This is a genomic window from Paenibacillus rubinfantis (assembly GCF_001486505.1).
Classification (GTDB): Bacteria; Bacillota; Bacilli; order Paenibacillales; family Paenibacillaceae; genus Fontibacillus; species Fontibacillus rubinfantis.
The window spans coordinates 307,084-326,321 of the sequence record NZ_LN909065.1 but is presented as its reverse complement, the minus strand read 5'-3'; the positions used below and the strand labels follow the sequence as shown (position 1 = coordinate 326,321).

17 protein-coding genes are annotated in these 19,238 nt (G+C 54.0%); 16 read left to right on the top strand and 1 reads right to left on the bottom strand.

Annotated elements, in window-relative coordinates; translation table 11 throughout:
• Positions 1-21 precede the first annotated feature (21 nt).
• The 16 genes from BN3277_RS12860 to BN3277_RS12785 all read left to right on the top strand — a co-directional run bounded on the left by BN3277_RS12860 (position 22) and on the right by BN3277_RS12785 (position 18,516).
• On the top strand, positions 22-630 hold the full coding sequence (locus BN3277_RS12860) for a GerMN domain-containing protein (RefSeq protein WP_059043261.1): 609 nt from the start codon (positions 22-24) through the stop codon (positions 628-630).
• Positions 631-1,210: 580 nt separating this feature from the next.
• Entirely contained in the window at positions 1,211-2,683 is a 1,473-nt protein-coding gene (locus BN3277_RS12855) for an N-acetylmuramoyl-L-alanine amidase family protein (protein WP_059043259.1), read from the top strand.
• Between the two features lie 25 nt (positions 2,684-2,708).
• Positions 2,709-3,302: a GerMN domain-containing protein gene (locus BN3277_RS12850; RefSeq protein WP_059043258.1), complete on the top strand. Its 594-nt coding sequence runs from the start codon at positions 2,709-2,711 to the stop codon at positions 3,300-3,302.
• 73 nt (positions 3,303-3,375) lie between these two features.
• Positions 3,376-6,099, top strand: a complete 2,724-nt coding sequence (locus BN3277_RS12845) for an S-layer homology domain-containing protein (protein ID WP_059044762.1) — start codon at positions 3,376-3,378, stop codon at positions 6,097-6,099.
• Between the two features lie 111 nt (positions 6,100-6,210).
• A complete protein-coding gene (nth, locus tag BN3277_RS12840; RefSeq protein WP_059043257.1) occupies positions 6,211-6,888 on the top strand; it encodes an endonuclease III in 678 nt (225 codons plus the stop codon).
• A 31-nt stretch (positions 6,889-6,919) separates the two neighbouring features.
• Positions 6,920-7,195 carry a hypothetical protein gene (locus tag BN3277_RS12835; protein ID WP_059043256.1) on the top strand — a complete coding sequence of 92 codons (276 nt, stop codon included), beginning with the start codon at positions 6,920-6,922 and terminating at the stop codon, positions 7,193-7,195.
• 286 nt (positions 7,196-7,481) lie between these two features.
• Complete coding sequence (nifB, locus tag BN3277_RS12830; RefSeq protein ID WP_316244809.1) at positions 7,482-8,960, top strand: nitrogenase cofactor biosynthesis protein NifB; 1,479 nt, start codon at positions 7,482-7,484, stop codon at positions 8,958-8,960.
• 49 nt (positions 8,961-9,009) lie between these two features.
• Complete coding sequence (nifH, locus tag BN3277_RS12825; protein WP_232436419.1) at positions 9,010-9,879, top strand: nitrogenase iron protein; 870 nt, start codon at positions 9,010-9,012, stop codon at positions 9,877-9,879.
• A gap of 65 nt (positions 9,880-9,944) precedes the next feature.
• A complete protein-coding gene (gene nifD, locus BN3277_RS12820; RefSeq protein ID WP_059043253.1) occupies positions 9,945-11,399 on the top strand; it encodes a nitrogenase molybdenum-iron protein alpha chain in 1,455 nt (484 codons plus the stop codon).
• Positions 11,396-12,925: a nitrogenase molybdenum-iron protein subunit beta gene (nifK, locus tag BN3277_RS12815; protein ID WP_059043252.1), complete on the top strand. Its 1,530-nt coding sequence runs from the start codon at positions 11,396-11,398 to the stop codon at positions 12,923-12,925. Before nifD ends, nifK begins: the two co-directional genes overlap by 4 nt.
• Positions 12,926-12,998: 73 nt before the next feature.
• Positions 12,999-14,360, top strand: a complete 1,362-nt coding sequence (gene nifE, locus BN3277_RS12810; protein ID WP_059043251.1) for a nitrogenase iron-molybdenum cofactor biosynthesis protein NifE — start codon at positions 12,999-13,001, stop codon at positions 14,358-14,360.
• Positions 14,357-15,682 (top strand): nitrogenase iron-molybdenum cofactor biosynthesis protein NifN, encoded by a 1,326-nt coding sequence (gene nifN, locus BN3277_RS12805; protein ID WP_059043250.1) that lies wholly within the window; start codon positions 14,357-14,359, stop codon positions 15,680-15,682. The genes nifE and nifN overlap by 4 nt, the downstream gene beginning before the upstream one ends.
• Positions 15,657-16,082, top strand: coding sequence for a NifB/NifX family molybdenum-iron cluster-binding protein (locus BN3277_RS12800; RefSeq protein ID WP_059043249.1), 426 nt, complete (start codon positions 15,657-15,659; stop codon positions 16,080-16,082). The genes nifN and BN3277_RS12800 overlap by 26 nt, the downstream gene beginning before the upstream one ends.
• Entirely contained in the window at positions 16,067-16,549 is a 483-nt protein-coding gene (locus BN3277_RS12795) for a DUF269 domain-containing protein (RefSeq protein ID WP_059043248.1), read from the top strand. Before BN3277_RS12800 ends, BN3277_RS12795 begins: the two co-directional genes overlap by 16 nt.
• 25 nt (positions 16,550-16,574) lie before the next feature.
• Complete coding sequence (locus tag BN3277_RS12790; protein ID WP_232436418.1) at positions 16,575-17,360, top strand: HesA/MoeB/ThiF family protein; 786 nt, start codon at positions 16,575-16,577, stop codon at positions 17,358-17,360.
• 16 nt (positions 17,361-17,376) lie between these two features.
• Positions 17,377-18,516 (top strand): homocitrate synthase/isopropylmalate synthase family protein, encoded by a 1,140-nt coding sequence (locus BN3277_RS12785; protein ID WP_059043247.1) that lies wholly within the window; start codon positions 17,377-17,379, stop codon positions 18,514-18,516.
• Positions 18,517-18,558: 42 nt separating this feature from the next.
• On the opposite strand, the gene modB is transcribed toward BN3277_RS12785, so the two are convergent.
• Positions 18,559-19,233, bottom strand: coding sequence for a molybdate ABC transporter permease subunit (gene modB, locus BN3277_RS12780; RefSeq protein ID WP_059043246.1), 675 nt, complete (start codon positions 19,231-19,233; stop codon positions 18,559-18,561).
• Between the last annotated feature and the right edge of the window lie 5 nt (positions 19,234-19,238).

Sequence of the window (19,238 nt, the reverse complement as noted above, 5' to 3'; positions counted from 1 at the left end):
ATCGACAAGGGGGCAAGCGGCATGAAAAAAGGAATGATTTTGCTGGCGATGGTCGCCATGTTGGGAGTAGCCGCAGGATGTGGGAACAAACCGGCTGCTTCGCCGCCGGATCAGGTAAATGAATTGAATGGTGCGCTGAGCGGCGGTGCACAGGGAACCGAGTTGCAGGAGGTTCAGGGCGCTGGGAACGGTGCGAATGAAGCGAGCGATGCCAATGCAACGACGCCAGTGGCGGCATCGGAGAAAATAACGATCCAAGTATACTTTACCGACAATGATCTGCTGGAGTTGAAGCAGAAGGCGCGCGAGATTGAATTTTCGGCGGAACAGAGCAAATACGCAAGCGCCTTTGCGGCGTTGCAACAGGCGGATGACGACCTTCTGTCCCTCTGGGAGAAAGTGATCCTGAATACCGTGAAGTTCGACGCGGCGAATGGTCAACTGAATCTTGACATCCGCCTGCCGGACGAAGCACGCCTTGGTGCAGGTGGAGAGTCGCTGGCTCTTGAAGCGCTGAAGAAGACGATGTTCCAGTTTGACGAAGTGAAGCAAATCGAGCTGACGTTGGATGGGGAGCAGGTCGAATCGTTGATGGGCCACGTCGATCTGGAACATCCGATGAGCCGGTAGATGATTGAATGTAGAAGAGCGCGGGAAGGCCGCCGTGTAAAAGGTTCTGATGGGTTCTCACAGAATCCTTTCACCCTCTGGCCTTGAAGCGCTCTTCTTTTGTTTGGATTGAGATCATGCCCAAAAGAGTGGTGGGGCGGGGATTGTAACTACTTGTAACGGACCGGAGAGCCGTTATTTCGCTATTTCCCGAGGATTTCCCGATGTAACGGACTCAGACGGCGTTATTATGACCTTTTAGGAGCTGTCGGGTGGAAATTACAGCAAATAAGGTCATTTCAGTCCGTTAGGGGATGAACTACCCGAGAGTAAAGCCAATAACGGCTCTGAGGTCCGTTAGCCGTGGCGAACGAGGCAACCAAACCCTCAAGTTAAAGGCGCCCCGGAGGCGTCTTTTTCCGCTTTCAGGAAACCAAGGATTTTCGTAGGAAGCGCTGGCAAAAGTTAAGCAGAAAAATGCCATAATTTCGCAACTTTCCATGGCTTTTGGCGTCTAATATGTCGTCTGGTGATGTCGGAACGCAAGTGAATCGTCATCGGTCATCATGAGGCAAAAATTCTAGGATGGTAGGGGTGACGGATGAAGAAAAAAGGTTTGGCGGCGCTGATGTTCGCCTGGATGCTGCTGTTGGTGATGGCGCAAACGGGACATGCCGCGTCGGGCAGCACAACGATTTATCTGGATGGGAAAGCGCTCGCTTTGCCCAAAAATGGACAAGTTCAAAATGTGAATGGAAATGTGATGATTCCAATTCGTGTCGTCGCGGAGGAGCTGGGTTTTGACGTCAACTGGGAGAAAAAGACGAGCACGGTAACCATAAAGCAATCGGGGACAACGCTTATTCTCAACGTCAACAAAACAACCGCTTCCGTTAACGGCAGCGAGTTCAAACTGGCGGTAGCGCCAAGGCTTGTCGAGGATACAACCCTCGTACCGATGCGTTTCGTCAGCGAGCAGATGGGGCTGCAGGTGTCTTGGGACAACGCGGCCAAAGCGGCCTATTTAACAACGCCTAGTTCGGGCAGCGGCAGCGGGAATACAGGCAATGCTGGTTCCGGCAACGACACCGGCACCGATAGCGGTACAGGGACCGATGGATCGCAACCGGGTACGGTTGTGCCGCCAACGGATACGGCCAACAACCTAGCCCAAGTGACCGGGATCGGGTTTAGCAACAACAGCCTGATGATTGCGGTGGATCAGAATGTGACGCCAACCATTTTTACGATGAGTGGTCCAGAACGACTGGTCATTGACTTCCCGCAAGCGCAATTCGCTGAAACGTTGGCAAACGGAGCTCCGCTCGACGTGAACAAAAGTGGAGCCATCGAGGTAACGGATTATCCCGATGTTTCCAAGGTCAGATACGCCATGTTCAGCAATAATCCCTCGACCGTACGTGTCGTACTGGATTTGAACTATAAGGTGAATTACCAACTGATCAACGAAAACGACGGTTTGATCGTCGTGAATTTGAACGTGGACCCAAGCCAAGGGGGAGCCTCCGGCGGTGACGGGAAGAAGACGGTTGTACTGGACGCCGGCCATGGAGGCAGCGACCCAGGAGCGATCAGCGTTACGAAAAAGAAGGAAAAGGACTTTAACCTGGCAGTCGTTCTGAAAGTGCAGCAGCTGCTGCAGAATGAACCCAACATCAACCTCGTGCTGACGCGCCAAAGCGATACGTATCCGACGTTACAGGATCGGGTGAAAATCGCCGAAAAGGCAAACGCGGATATCTTCATCTCCGTACACGCGAACTCCGGTTCCAGTACGGCCAGCGGCGTGGAAACTTACTATACCCGGGCAGCAAGCCTGGATTTAGCGAAAGTCATGCATAAGCATCTGGTTCAAGCCTCCGGTTTGGCCGATCGAAAGGTCCGCACGCAAAGCCTGCACGTGACTCGGGAAACGACGATGCCAGCCGTGCTTCTGGAATGCGGGTACTTAAGCAACAAGAATGACGATGCGCTCCTGGCAACCGACGAATACCGCAATAAGGTTGCTCAAGGCATCGTTGACGGCATCAAAGAATATCTCGGCCTTCAGTGATTGCCGGGCGAAGGAGGAAGTAACCGTGAACAAAAAAAGCTATATCTTGGGAGTTTTGGTTCTTCTGCTCGCCTTGAGCAGCGGCTGTGGGCAGAAACCGCAGGCCTCGCCTAATGCGGGTGCGGGGAATGCAGAGACCAATCAACAGAACGCTCAAGATTCGAACGTAACGACGCCGCAGGATGCGGATGCATCGCAGGGAGCCGGCGGGACAAATCAATCGCAGCCAATGACGGAAACGATCGATACGTATTTTACGGATGATCAAATGCTGGAGTTAACTCAAGTTCGTCGCGAGATCACTTTCCAGGCGGAAGGGGACAAATATCTGGCGGCCCTCCAATCGCTGCAAACCCCAAGCAACACCACGCAGTTCTCCTTGTGGAGTAAAGTGGAGTTTCATTCCGCCGATTTCAAGGACGGAACGGTAACCGTCGACTTGTCGCTGCCTGATGAAGCGCGCCTTGGTGCGGGTGGGGAAGCGCTCGCTCTCGATGCGCTGAAAAAGACCTTGTTCCAATTCAATGAAGTGCAAGGGATCGATTTGCTGGTTGACGGGGCTCCCGTGGATACGCTTATGGGCCATGTCGAACTGACGCATCCATTGTCAAGAAATTAAGGAATTGGGGAGGAACTCGCCCGTCTGCCGTCGAATGGGTAAAGAGATCTTTTTTGTAGAAAGGAAGAATTTGATGGCATCATATAAACGTTCGTTTAAACGCAGTACTCAAAGAGCGGTGTCCGCCATGCTGGTCACGGCCATGTGCTTAGGCGGAACAACGGCCGCATTTGCCGAGGAAACACCAGCCGTAACCACTTCGCAGAACGTTGCTTCGGTTTCTTTGTTCAGTGACGTACAGAGCGGATTTTGGGCGGAGAAGCATATCTACAAGCTGGCGTCTGAAGGGATTCTGCTTGGCGATGCCGGAAAATTCCGGCCGGGCGATAACGTAACTCAACAGGAAGCGATTACGATGGCGATCCGGTTTATGAACCTGGATTCCCAGTTGGGCAGCGGCTCCGGTGCTCCGGCAGACCTCAAAGTCGGCAATTATTTTAAACCTTATTTGGAACTGGCACTTTCGAAGAATTTGATCGATAAAAATGAAGAGATCGCGGCCATGAAGGATAGCGAAGCGTGGGGCGAGAAGAAGGCTTCTCGGGAATGGGTTGCGAAGATTCTTGTTCGTGCCTTAGGTAAGGATACGGAAGCGAAAGCCTCGGCGTCCATGTCAACCGGTTTTGCCGATCAATCGAGCATTTCTGCGAACGCCCGTGGGTATGTGAATGTCGCAGTTCAACTGAACCTGACCAAAGGGGTGGAAGGCAACCGCTTTGATCCGCTTGGCAAAGTAACGCGGGCTCAAATCGCAACCTTCTTCAGCCGCGGCGGCGAATACGTAAACCCGGGATATGCCAACGTTTACGAAGGGATTGTAACCCAACTGACGGACAGCAAGCTGACGTTGTATACGAACGGTCAAATGAGAAGCTTTACGCTGGACAACCGTTCGGTTTATTTTACGAAGGATTCCGAAGTGAGAACGACCCAAAGCGCATTGAAGCTCTACACCAAATTGCTGGTAGTTGATAAGGTGGGCTCTGCGGCTTACGTGGAAGTAACGGATGCGAACCAGCAACTGGAACGTTCGGAAGGAACATTGCTGCGGAACCTCGGGAATAATCAATTGCTATTGTTGGTAAACAACACTCCATTGACCTTAACGTACGATAATAACACGTCTTTTGTTGACCAGTATGGGAATGCCATCAAGGCAAGCGATCTTACGTCGGAAAGTACGGTCGTGGTCCAACGCGAAACGTTTACCGCCGAGAAGAAGCCGGTGATCGTACAACTGCAATCCGTAGGGAATGTCTCCGGCAGCGGTACGGTTTCCAATGTGGACCTCACTGGAAAAACCGTCACGATCAAAGTCGCCAGCGGCAGTGAGGAAATATTTAAGTTTGATGATAAGACGATTTTGCTTTATCAAAACCAACGTCTTAATCAAATGGGTGAAGTGAACACAGGGGCTTCGGTCAACTATTCGGTTAAGAACGGGGTCTTGGCTTCCCTAGAAGTCACCCAAGCAACGGAGCGTACGGTGAAGGGGACCTTGCTGGATCTCGTTGGCGATACGCTGCTCAGCTACACGAACGCCAGCGGACGCGACGAAATCAAGCGGCTCTCGAAGAATGTTACGGTGCAAATTAACGGGATTGCCGATGCGACCTTGGACGATTTGATCACCGATGAAAAAGGCGGAGACAAGGTCGATATGACCTTGAACCCGGATGATGAAGTGACTAAAATCGTCGTAACCGGACGCCAGTCTGAGCAGTTGGCGAACGCAACTGTGATCAATTATGATGCAAAAACCAAGGCGCTCACCGTGATGGATGCCGCTGAAAAACCGTATGTTTTCGTTATTGATGACAAAACGAAATACACCTATAACACAACAACGCCAACCTTATCCGGGTTGGAAGCGCTGCTGTCCAAAGGACGCCGAGTTGATTTGACGGTTGTAGGTTCGCGTGTGGTCAATGTGGAAGTGACCTACAAATACGAAGGCACTTATGTTTCGGCCAATACGTCGACGAAGAAAATTACGATCCTGCTGGCCAACGGGAAAACCGTTGAAATCCCTTATCAGGGGACCACGCCTTCGATCAGCCTCTATGGCAAAGCAAGTGCCACATTAGCTGATATCAAAGCGGGTGACCCGGTAACCGCGATGCTGACGGCAAATCAAGACGCGTTGCAAACGTTAGCGGTGAAGACTTCCATCCAATTCGAAATCGCTTCGGTGAACACGACGAACAGCCGCATTCGGGTAACGACAGGCGGAGTAACCAGCGAGTTCTATGTGGATCAGGCCGTATTGCTCGGCGAAAATGGCGGGGCGATCAAAGTCAGCGATCTGAAAGCTGGACAAACCATCGATGTGACGTTTAACGGACAAACGGCCGTATCGCTACAAGTTGTGAAATTGACGCTAGGCAAGGTACAAAGCGTTGACGGTACGACTTTGACGGTGAAATCTTTTGCCGGTAACGTCGAGACTTACTCCTTGGCTAATGGTGTGAAGGTTCAGCGGGGGACCGAGGTAAGCACGAGCACCACATCGCTGACAACCAATGATCATGTGGAAGTTCGTAAGGACACCAACAGCTCGGTTGTTGTGAAGGTGTTGACCTCGCAGGAACGCAAGTTCTCTCGTTATGACGGGGTGAGCAAAGAAATTATCGTATTACGGTCCAGTACCTCGGATAACAATTATCGATTTGCGGTAACGGCGGACACCTATATTCACCAAGGTGACACGACAATATCCGTGCAATCCCTCCAGAATAATGATAAAATTGTTTTGTATTTCAACGGAGACAAGCTGGTTGAAATCGAAAAGCAATAATCATTTTTCGTGAGATCAACCGTCTTGATGCGGGATGTTTCCCGGATCAAGGCGGTTTTTTCGCGGAGAAATCCGAGCTGCCAGCCGGGCCTCCAGGAAAGGGGTGGAGACATGAATGCGGCTGATGTCCGCCATATTTTAGACACCATCGGTGCCATGTTTCCGGATGCGCGCTGCGAGTTGAACCACGAGAATGCCTTCGAGCTGACGATCGCCGTCCTCCTGTCCGCGCAGTGCACCGACGCCACCGTAAATAAAGTCACGGCCGATTTGTTCCAGAAGTACAAAACGCCGGAGGATTATGTTTCGGTTCCGATCGAGGAGCTGGAACAGGATATCCGCAAAATCGGTTTGTTTCGCAGCAAAGCCAAGCACATTCAAAACCTGTGCCATATTTTGCTGGAGCGGTATGGCGGTGAGGTGCCTAGGGAACACGAGCGCCTGGTCGAACTTCCCGGGGTTGGGCGAAAGACAGCCAACGTCGTGGTGTCGAACGCTTTTGGCGTTCCGGCCATCGCCGTGGATACGCATGTGGAACGCGTCAGCAAACGGTTAGCTTTGGCCGGTTGGAACGATTCCGTGCTTGAAGTGGAAAAGAAGCTGATGAAGCGGGTACCTCGAGAAGAATGGACGTTAACGCACCATCGCCTGATCTTTTTCGGAAGGTACCACTGCAAGGCGCAAAACCCAAAATGTGAAGTCTGCCCGCTGCTTGATGTATGCCGGGAGGGCAAGAAACGTATGAAAACGCCGCAAAACAGAAAAAATAAGAAAAATGCGGCAAAGTAAGATAAACGAATAGGTGAGGATGAGAGACCCCATGAGATGCATTTCTGTGTATACCGATAACTTTGAACAGTTCTCGGACGTTTTTGAGCAAGTGATCGACCTGAAACTAGGCGAAAATGATGAGCGGGAAGTCGAAGGCTTGGTCGTCAGCGACTCCGGCGAAGTGCCTGAGCATTATCTGGAACGGATGTCCGTTAAACCCGAAGTTGTTGTGATGAAGGATAAAACGAGAGGCATCACGATTTTACAGCATGGCAAAGTATTTGAAATATTGCTTCCGACAGAAACAGCGGAAGTTGTGAGCTAAGCGGGACATCATTCCCAAATCTTTTAGGAAATCCCCTGTGAGGGTTCGTGCAGATGGCGCGAATCCTCCAGGGGATTTTTTTATTGAGAATCACAAATGTAAACGAATCCATGTTATTAATGTGTCATGATATATAACATAAAATATGGCTGATTTGTGGATTGAACGGAAATCGACCGGAATTTGGTGGTATGTTAATTGACGCTTATTTTACACGAATTTATGATAAAGATAAATTTTTACAGTAATTTTCAGTTGTTTTGGTTTAGGGATGTGAAAATCTGACATGAAACGAACCGAGTGGAGAGGGGAGATGGGTATGGTCCGTACAAGCGAGGCCTCGTGCAACGAGAGTAATGTCAAGCATCCTTGTTATAGCGAGGAAGCGCACCGTTATTTTGCAAGGATGCATGTTCCAGTAGCGCCTGCCTGTAATATTCAATGCCTTTATTGCAATCGGAAATTCGACTGTGCTAACGAGAGCCGTCCTGGTGTAGTGAGCAAATTGCTGACTCCAGAGCAAGCCACGCGCAAGGTGGCAGGCGTCGCCTCGCAGCTCCTTCAGCTGTCGGTGGTTGGTATTGCCGGTCCGGGGGATTCGCTGGCCAATGCTGAGCAGACCTTTCGGACGTTCCGGGGAATACGGAAAGCCGTTCCTGACGTCACGCTTTGCTTGAGTACGAACGGACTTAATCTGTTAAAGCATATCGAGGAAATCGAACAGCTTGGGATCGAACATGTCACGATTACCATGAACGCTGTGGACCCGGAGGTCGGGAGCCAAATTTACGGGTGGGTCTATGACGAGGAGGAAGGTCGCAAATACGAGGGGAAGGAGGCGGCCAGCTTCTTGATCTCGAGGCAGTTGCGGGGAATCCAAGCTTTAAGTGAAAAGGGCGTACTCGTAAAGGTGAACTCTGTCCTGATTCCGGGAATCAACGACGAGCATCTGCCGGTGGTTTCAAAAACGGTGAAGGAATTAGGTGCTTTCATGCATAACATCATGCCTCTGATCATCGCACCGGGCAGCCGTTACGAGCAGGAGGGGCGTCAAGCTCCAACTCCACGACAGCTCCATGCTGTGCAAGCAGCCTGTGGGGATGAGGGGGCGCGGATTATGCGGCATTGCAGGCAGTGTCGGGCGGATGCGATCGGATTGTTAGGTGAGGACCGCAGCGGCGATTTCACTTGGGAGAAGCTGGAGTCCGCACCTCCCCTTGATCCGGAAGCCCGCCAGTTGCTGCATAAGGACTTGGAAGAGAAAGTTAGGCAGCTGAAGAAACGCAAAGAGGCACAGATCGCTGCCGGGAAGCGGGCGAGATCAACCGCATGCGCGTGTCAGGGAGATGTTTTCCCAACTCGCAGGGACCAAGCGGGAAACGAGTTGCTTCGCGTAGCTGTCGCTTCCCGCGGCGATGGACGGGTAAATCTGCATTTTGGTCATGCCAAAGAATTTATGGTGTATGAAACCGATGGAGAAACCGTCTCCTTCCTCGGCATCCGAAAAGTGCAGGCCTACTGTCAGGGGCGTGCCAGTTGCAACGGGGATAAGGTTGCCACACTTCAGGAAATCGTCATCAGCCTGAGCGATTGCTCTGCGCTGCTCTCCACGGGGATCGGCAAAGCGCCGGAAGCGAAGTTGAGAACGGCGGGGATCCTTCCGCTGGTCAAACCCGGCCCCATTGAGGAAATGATTTTGGAATATGCGAAGTATGAACATTACCTGCGAGCGCCAAAGATCGGAAAGACGTCTGGACACGCATAGATCAGAGGATCGATAAAACCAAATTTTAATCATAAATAGGGAGGTTTTAATGATGAGACAAATTGCTTTTTACGGAAAAGGCGGGATCGGGAAATCTACCACATCGCAAAATACGCTGGCCCAACTGGCCAAAAAGTTTGGCCAAGAAATTATGATCGTTGGTTGCGATCCAAAAGCAGACTCCACTCGTTTGATTCTCAACACCAAAGCCCAGCAAACCGTGTTGCACATGGCTGCGGAACGAGGATCGGTTGAGGATCTCGAGCTGGCGGACGTCATCCAGGAAGGGTTTGGGGGGATCCAATGCGTGGAATGCGGAGGACCGGAGCCCGGCGTCGGCTGTGCAGGGCGCGGCATTATCACGGCGATCAACTTCCTGGAGGAGGAAGGGGCATACGACGGATTGGATTTCGTTTCGTACGATGTTCTGGGCGACGTCGTATGCGGCGGGTTTGCGATGCCGATCCGCGAGAAAAAAGCCGAGGAGATCTATATCGTTTGCTCCGGCGAAATGATGGCGATGTACGCCGCCAACAACATTGCCCGCGGTATCTTGAAATACGCCAACAGCGGCGGCGTTCGGTTGGGCGGCTTGATATGCAACAGCCGGAACACGGACCGAGAGGATGAGCTGATCACCGAACTGGCGCGGCGTCTAAATACGCAGATGATTCATTTTGTCCCGCGGGATAATGTCGTGCAACATGCCGAACTGCGGCGTATGACCGTAACCCAATACAATGCGGCTCATGCGCAAGCTTCCGAATACGAGCAACTGGCGGACAAAATCCTTCACAACGACATGCTGACGATCCCGACACCGATCAGTATGGAAGAATTGGAAGACTTGCTGATGGAATTTGGGGTGATCGAGAACGAGGAGGCTGCCGCTGCAGCCCCTTTAAAAGCGGCGCAATAACGTAAAGATGGCCTAAATCGAAATCATATAGAAGCTAATAGATTTAGAGTGAGGGAGGTTGGAGGATGGGAACAGCGGACGTGGTTCACAACCGGCGGCATGTGGAGGAGATCCTGGAGGTCTTCCCGGAAAAAGCCGGCAAGGAGCGAAAAAGGCACTACGAGGTAATGGAGGAGGACTACAAGCAAGATTGCGGCAAATGTGCGATCAAGTCGAACGTCAAGTCGCGTCCGGGGGTAATGACCGTCCGAGGCTGCGCTTATGCCGGTTCAAAAGGAGTGGTGTGGGGACCAATCAAGGACATGGTCCATATTAGCCATGGACCTATCGGCTGCGGTCAATACAGTTGGGGAACAAGACGAAACTACGCGAACGGTCTGCTTGGCGTTAATAATTTTACGGCGATGCAGGTTACCAGTGATTTTCAGGAAACGGATATCGTATTTGGCGGGGATAAGAAGCTGGAGGTCATCTGCCGGGAGATCAAGGAAATGTTTCCGTTGGCCAAGGGCATTACGATCCAATCGGAATGTCCGGTTGGGCTGATCGGCGACGATATTGAAGCGGTTGCCAAAAAAATGAGCAAAGAACTGGACCTCCCGATCATACCGGTTCGCTGCGAGGGGTTCCGGGGCGTCAGCCAATCGTTAGGTCATCACATCGCCAATGATGCGATCCGTGATTTCCTTATGGGTCGAGCGAAATTGAAGGAATCTGGACCGTATGATGTCAATATCATCGGCGATTACAACATCGGCGGCGACGCCTGGGCTTCGCGCATCCTGCTGGAAGAAATGGGACTGCGGGTGATCGGTCAATGGTCCGGCGACGGTACGGTCCAGGAGATCATGACTGCGCATCATGCCAAGCTGAATTTGATTCACTGTTTCCGCTCCATGAACTATATGTGTGAGGTGATGGAAAAGGAGTACGGGATTCCGTCGATGGAGTATAACTTCTTTGGGCCAACCAAAACGATCGAAAGCTTAAGAGCCATTGCCGCTCATTTTGATGAAACGATACAGTCCAACTGCGAGAAGGTTATCGCGCGTTATCAAGGGGAGATGGAGAAGGTCATCGCCAAATACCGGCCCCGGTTGGAAGGGAAAAAGGTCATGCTGCTGGTTGGCGGCCTTCGGGCCCGGCATACGATTGGCGCTTACGAGGATTTGGGTATGGAGATCGTAGCGACCGGCTACGAATTTGCCCACAAAGACGATTATCTGAAAACCATCCCTGAGCTGCGACAGGCAACGATCCTGATGGATGATCCAGGTGCCTATGAATTGGAGGAATTGGCTGGGCGATTAAACATCGATCTGATGGGAGCCGGCGTCAAAGAGAAGTATGTGTATCACAAAATGGGCATCCCGTTCCGACAAATGCATTCCTGGGATTACAGCGGACCGTACCATGGCTTCGACGGGTTTAAGGTGTTTGCCCGCGACATGGATATGGCCGTCAACAGCCCGGTATGGAAGTTGGTCAAATCACAGCGGCGAGAGGAGGTCACGGCATGATGGACGGGAAACCGGTTTTGGATCACAACAAGCTGTTTGAAGACGAAAAATATGTTCAGCAGCGGGAACGGAAACGGCAATTCGAAAACGGGTGTCCGGAGGAGGAGGTGCTGCAAACCGCAGCCTACACCCGATCCAGGGAATATGCGGACAAAAACTTTCAACGTCAAGCGGTTGTGATTAACCCGGCTAAAGCCTGCCAACCGCTGGGCGCGGTGATGGCGGCGCTGGGATTTGAGAAGACGTTGCCGTTTGTGCACGGTTCTCAGGGCTGTACCGCTTATTTCCGCAGCCATTTGGCCCGGCATTTCAAGGAGCCGGTGCCTGCGGTCTCCTCCTCAATGACGGAGGATGGAGCGGTGTTTGGAGGCATGCGCAACCTCATCGACGGGCTGGAAACCAGCCTCGCCCTCTACAAACCGGCAATGATCGCCATGAGCACTACGTGTATGGCCGAAGTCATCGGCGACGACTTATCGGCATTTATCGGGAATGCCCGCAAGGAGGGGGCCCTGCCTGAAGATCTGCCGGTTCCCTTCGCCAATACGCCCAGCTTCTCCGGCTCCCATATCAACGGGTATGATCATATGCTAAAGGCGATCTTGAGCTATTTGTACGATCAAGCCGATGCGCAAACGCAAGCCGGACTGAGTGAGAAGTTAAATGTACTGCTCGGATTCGAGCCGTATACGGGGAATTTCGATGAACTAAAACGCATCCTGGAGCAGTTTGGCGCGGAGTACACCGTACTTGGGGATCACAGCGAGAACTTCGATTCCGGCGCAGAGGGGACATATACCTATTATTACGGCGGTACTCCGTTGGACGCAGTGCCAAAGGCTGCCGAAGCGAGGGGAACATTGGCGCTCCAAAAATACAGCTTGCGCAAAACACTAACCTACATGGAAGAGGCTTGGGAGCAGCGGGTGCAGTCCATGTATACCCCTTTAGGCATCGGTGCGACCGACCGCCTGCTTGAAGCGATGGCCGCGATGACGGGGCTGCCGATCCCGCAAAGCTTATTGACCGAGCGCGCTCGGGCTGTGGACGCCTTTACCGACTCCCATAATTACCTTCACGGGAAACGAGTGGCCATGGCCGGCGATCCCGATCTGCTGCTGGGGTTGATTGAATTTTGCTTAGAGCTTGGCATGGAGCCGATCCACATCGTCTGTTCGAACGGAGATCCGGAATTTGAGCAGGAGGCGCGGCTGCTTCTGGACCGCAGTCCTTACGGGAGCGAAGCGAAGGTGCATGTGGGCCGGGACCTTTGGCATCTGCGCTCCTTGTTGTTTGATGAACCCGTTGAACTTGCCATCGGCAGCAGCCATTTGAAATATGCGGCGAAGGAAGCCGGAGTGCCTTTACTCCGGGTTGGATTTCCGATCTTCGACCGGCATCATCTGCAGCGATACCCGATTATCGGATATCAGGGAGCGCTGAATTTGCTTACGATGTTCGTCAATACCGTGTTGGAGCAATTGGATCAGCAAGCTCCGGCTCATAGCTTTGACCTTGTACGTTAAACGTACAGGGTCAAAAGGTGATTTAACGCGAGAGTAACGACACAACTTGCACAAGCGGGAGGGGGCTGGACGGATGGAAGCGATCAGGTTAACGGGTTATTCAGGAGTTCAGGAATCCTGCGGCAAAGAAGCGCCGCAAAGCAAACCGTGCCCGCGACCCAAACCGGGCAGCGCTGCGGGAGGATGTTCGTTCGACGGCGCGCTTATTACGTTGCTGCCGATTGCAGATGCGGCTCATCTGATACACGGTCCCAGCGCCTGCGCAGGAAACAGTTGGGGGACGCGGGGTAGCCTGTCGAGCGGCCCCCGGTTGTCGGCGTATGGATTCACCACCGATGTAGGCGAGCGCGATATTATTTTCGGCGGGGAACGGAAGCTCCGTGAGGCGCTTCATTATATCGCTACGCGGTATTCGCCTCCGGCGATTTTTGTTTATGCCACCTGTATTTCGGCGCTGACGGGAGAGGATATCGATGCGATCTGCAAGCAGGCGACCGAAGAGCTTGGTGTGGTGTGCGTGCCCGTGAATAGTCCGGGATTTGTCGGCAGCAAAAACCTGGGCACCCGCCTGGCCGGGGAGGCGTTGTTCCAACATGTGATCGGGAGCCTGGAGCCAGAGGTTACTGCTGAATCCGGGGTGAATTTGATCGGGGAATATAACATTGCCGGCGAATTGTGGGATATCGAAAGGCTGCTAAATCAGACGGGCATTCGGCTTCACGCGAGGATTACCGGCGACGGCCGGTTTCGGGAAATCGCCGGAGCCCACCGGGCAAAAGCCAACATGATCGTATGCAGCCGGGCATTGCTTGGACTCGGCGTGAACATGGAGAGGAAATACGGGATTCCTTATTTTGAAGGGTCTTTTTACGGAGTCAAGGAAACCAGCTATTCCCTCCGCCAGTTGGCCTATTTGTTGAATCAGCGGGAGGTAGAGCGGCGTGTTGACCGGCTGGTGGAGCAGGAGGAAGCGCGCGTCAGGCGCGAATTGGCTCCTTATCGGAAGAAGCTAAAAGGCAAGAAGGCGGTGCTCTATACGGGGGGAGTCAAAAGCTGGTCGGTGATTACGGCGCTGCAGGAGCTGGGAATCAAGGTTGTGGGCGTCGGGACGAACAAAAGCACCACCGGCGATCTTGCGCGAATTGCCGAACGAGTTGGAGAAGAAGCGGCGTACATTGACGATGGGGGAGCGGCACGGATCCTGAAGACGGTGCGCGAGCGCAAGGCCGACGTAGTGATTGCCGGCGGTCGCAATATGTATATGGCGCTGAAGGAGCAAATTCCGTTCGTAGACATTAATCAAGAACGGCATACCGCTTACGCAGGGTACGACGGCTTGATTCGTCTTGCCAAGCAGCTAACCCTCGCGATGGAGCATCCCGTCTGGGATTTGGTTCGCTCGCCAGCCCCATGGGAACGGGGGAATCCTTCATGACGTTGCGGACAAATGCGAAACCGCTGATCTGTAATCCGTTAAAAACCAGCCAGCCGCTGGGCGGCGTGTTGGCGTTGCAAGGCATTTATCGCTCTCTGCCGATCCTCCATGGATCCCAGGGCTGCGCTTCGTTTGCCAAGACACTGCTGACCCGGCACTTCCATGAACCCGTGGCGGTACAAACGACCGCTTTGCAGGAAATGGATGTGATCTTTGATGCCGACCGAAACTTGATCGAAGCGTTGGAAACGGTGCTGGAAAAGCATCATCCGGATTGTATCGGCGTGATCAGCACGGCGTTAACGGAGGCGTCGGGAGCCGATTACGCCGGAACCCTGAACAAATTCAAAAGGGAGCGGTGCCTTAAGGATATGCTGGTCGTCGCCTGTTCGCTTCCGGACTACCGTGGTTCGTTAGAGTCGGGCTTTAGCGCGATGACCGAAGCGGTGGTTGACGGCTTGCTGGAGCAAGCGGGACGGAAACCGCAAAAACCGGTCAAACGTCAAATCAATTTGCTTCCCGGCTCTTGGTTGACTGCCGCAGACGTCATGGAGCTCAAGGAAATCATCGGTTCCTTTGGCTTTGATGTGCTCGCCCTTCCTGATGTATCAACCTCGTTGTCAGGGCATTTGCTGACCGGGTTTACCCCGCTAACCCGAGGGGGCGTGCCGCTGGATGCGGCGCGGCAGATGCTGCGCTCGGAGTTCACCATCGCCATTGGCTCCAGTATGGAACGTCCGGCTCGGCGGCTGTTTAACGGGGCGGGGGTTCCGTACCGCGTATTCCCCGGCCTCACGGGACTTCAGGCCAGTGACGCTTTTTTTCACTTTCTGCAGGATTTAAGCCGGGAATCGGTTCCGGTCCGATATCGGTGGCAGCGGGAAAATCTGCTGGACGCGATGCTGGACGCCCACTTCTATTTTGCGGGGGCTAAGGCGGTGGTCGCTTTAGAGCCGGATCATTTGCTTTCATCCACTGTATGGTTAGAGGAGATGGGGGTTGAGTTTAACGCTTTGGTCGTTTCGTATGATGCGGCAAGCCTGCAACAAGCGGAGCGGGATATCCTGATTGGCGATTTCGAGGATGCGGAACGGTTGGCGGAGGGGGCCGAGCTCTGGATTAGCAATTCCCACGGAAAACATAGCGCCGAGCGCTGCGGGGCGGCTTTTATGGCGGCGGGATTTCCAATTCTTGATGAGCTTGGCGCTTATACCTCGTTAACGATCGGATATCGGGGGACGATGGATCAGATTCATAAAGCCGGGAATCGGCTGATGCAAAGGGAGGGGAAACGCCATGCGGGTCGCGTTCGCCACGGATGACGGGCAACATGTCAACGCCCATTTCGGCCATGCCCCGATGTTTACGGTTTATGAGATTCGCCAAGGCAGCGCCGTTTCCTCGGAGAAGCGTTGCGTTCCCGCGCACATTGCGGGAGACGAGCTAGGGAAAATCGATTTGCGGATCACACTCATCGAGGATTGTACCCTCGTGTTTTTGACTCAAATCGGGGCTTCCGCCGCAGCGAAGGTCACGCGGCGGAAAATGATGCCGGTGAAAGTGCAATCGGGCGTGCGGATCGAGGATCAGGTCGGCAAGCTGCTGGAGCTGCTTCGCGGGAAGCCGCCGATGTGGCTAAGTAAGGTACTCCGAGCCGAGGAGGACGCCGTACAAGAGAACGGATCGCCTCAAGAGGAGGGGGAGCGATGGAAGAAACCTTAAATGCTCAGCATGAAGCGGAACAAAGGTTGCTACAGCTGTTTTATCACTCCCTATGCGGCTTGATCGACGCTTGGGACGGGTTGGGAAGGGCTGCCAGGCTTCAGCCGATGGAGAAGATTGAACGGCTGCTGCTGTTCTCGTCGGAAGAGAAGCAAGCGTTAAGCAGGGATTGCCGTCCAAGCCCCAAACTCCGCCGTCAGGTGGAGCACGTGTTTCAGGCTATGGCGGTCGCGCTGGAGACGGAAACCGGCTTCCTGGTGCAAAGTATGGTCGAAATGAACGAGGAAGGCTTCGGCAGGGCGATCGTGTGCAGCGGGCGACTGATCCTGGTTTCAACGACGCTTCGAGCCGGGCTGCGTTTTCCCTTCACTTCAAGGATGAAGCTGGATCGATTTGTGCTCAGCGGAATGCAAGAAGCGCTCGTATGGCAATCGCGCTTTAAGGATGTGGCCGCTTGCGGGGAATAAGGCCGTTTAACAGGAGGGCGAAAGCATGTCGTACATGCATTTGGGGGAGAAGGTCTCAAGCCAGAACGGGGGAAATGCCGAGGGGGAATCGTGGGAGTTCCTTCGGTACGAACGTCAGCTGCGTTTGCTTGGCCGGGAAGGGCAACGCAAGCTGAAAGCGGCGACGGTTATGGTAGCCGGCATTGGCGGGCTTGGCGGTACAGCGGCGCTCTACCTGGCTGCGGCGGGGATCGGCCGGTTGATCTTGGCGCATGAAGGGGTGATCGGAGAACCGGATCTCAACCGGCAGATTCTGATGGATGCAGATCAAATCGGCCAAGAGCGGATGGCAACCGCGGTGCGGAGCTTGAAGCGGCTGAATCCAGATGTGGTGATTGAAGGATATAACGCCAAAATCACCGCAGAAAGCGAAAACTGGGTTCGACGGGCGGATCTCGTAATAGATGCGCGATACGATTTTCCCGAACGGTACGAATTAAATCGGTTGTGCGTTGCGGCGAGAAAACCGATGGTCGAAGCGGCGATGTATGGGTTTGAAGTCTCGCTGACGACGATTATCCCTGGTGTAACTCCTTGCCTGGCATGTATTTATCCCGAACGGGAACAGGATTGGGAGCCATTTGGATTTCCGGTGCTTGGCGCCACCTCGGGCTTGGTCGGCTGTCTAGCGGCGTTGGAAGCCGTCAAGTGGATCGCTGGGATCGGTCAACCGCTTGTCCATCGAATGCTGCGGTTCCATACATTGGACCTGAGCCAATTCGTGGTGGCGCTGCGGCGAAATCCGGATTGTGCGTGCTGCAAATCGCGATAAAATAGGGGGCTCATTCATGAAAAACTTGCGTATTTGCGATACCACGCTGCGAGACGGGGAACAAGCGGCGGGTGTGGCTTACACGGTGGAGGAGAAGCTGGAAATCGCCAAAGCCTTGGCCGCTTGCGGCATCGAGCAGGCCGAAGTGGGGATTCCGGCGATGGGCAGCGAGGAGCGCGCCGCGATTCGCCGCCTTCTGGCTTTAGGCCTCCCGATCCAGTGGATGGCCTGGAACCGAGCGCGGCGTGCCGATATCGACGCGACGCTTTCGACAGGGGTGGATTGGGCCCATATCTCCCTGCCCGTGTCGGACATTCAAATGAAAGCCAAGCTGGGAGCGGGACGCTCCGAGATCATGGAACTCGGTAAGGCCGCAGTGAACTATGCTTTGGAGAATGGCTTAACCGTCTCGATGGGGTTCGAGGACGCCTCTCGGGCGGAGCTGGGGTTTTTGCGCGAGCTGATGGACGCGCTGGGACGTGAGGGGGTGCGCCGTTATCGTTATGCCGATACGCTCTCGATGCATTATCCCGGCGGTTTGCAAGAAAGAGTTGCTGCGTTGCTGGCGGGCTGTCCCGATGACATTGAGCTGGAGATTCACTGTCACAACGATTTTGGTTTGGCGACGGCTAATACGCTGGCGGCCATCCAAGCCGGCGCCAAGTGGGCGAGCACAACCGTGCTGGGGATCGGCGAACGGGCGGGCAACGCCCCTTTAGAGGAGGTCGTTATGGCCTGGAAGCATCTCTACAACGGGACTTGCGCAGTGCGCGCCGAAAGCTTGAAGAGCCTGGCAGAGCTCGTAGCCCGGGCCGCCGGGAGAGGGATTCCCGAAGCTCGGCCGCTGCTTGGCCGGCTGGCGTTTGCCCACGAATCCGGCATTCACGTGGACGGCTTGCTCAAAGACCCGCGCACCTATCAATCGTTGAATCCCCAGGAACTTGGCATGAACCATGAATTCTTGCTGGGCAAACATTCCGGGCGTAGCTCGGTTCGTCAGGTGCTCCGGAAGGAGGGGGTGGAGGTCAGCGAAGGACTCCTCGTTTCCCTTCTTCACCGGCTGCGGCAAACGGCAGGAGAACGCAAGCGTTCGGTTGCCGATTGGGAGCTGAGGCAATGGGCGTTGGAGGAGCTAGCCCAGCAGCATGAAGCCTAGAACAAACACCCCGCCAGAAAGGGATCTGGCGGGGTGTTTGGTTTAGTCGTTTTTTAATCGGGAGGAGATCAGCAGCAGACCAAAGGACAGCAGAATCGTACAGCCGGTCAGGGCCCAGGCCAGCTGTAGATTTCCGGCGTCAACTGCAAAATAAATCGCCGTCGGAATCGTTTGCGTTCGGCCGGGGATGTTGCCGGCGATCATCATGGTCGCACCGAATTCGCCAAGGGCACGGGCGAACCCAAGAACACCCGCCGCTTGCAGCGAACGGGAGGCCAGCGGCAGCACGATATAGGCAAGCACTTGCCATTCCCCAGCTCCCTGGGAACGGGCGGCGTCCTTCAGTTCTTTATCCACCGCCTGGAAGCCGGACTTCAACGTTTGATAGATCAGCGGAAAGCTAACGACGGCTGCTGCGATCACCGCTCCGAGTGGCTGAAATACGAAGCTCAGGTGCAGCAGGGTATCCGCGGCTTGCCCGATCCAGCTGTTCTTGCCTAGCATCACGAGCAAAATAAAGCCAACAACGCTTGGCGGGAGGACGAGGGGAAGCAGAAAGACGGTCTCCACCAGCGTTTTTCCATAGAATGAAGCGGCGGACATGCGCCATGCCACTAAAAGGCCAACCGCAAAAGCGATGGCGGTGGCGGCAATGGACACTTGCAGTGATAATCCAACAGGCTCCCAAAAGGAAGACGAATTAACTTGTGCAAGCATGTTAG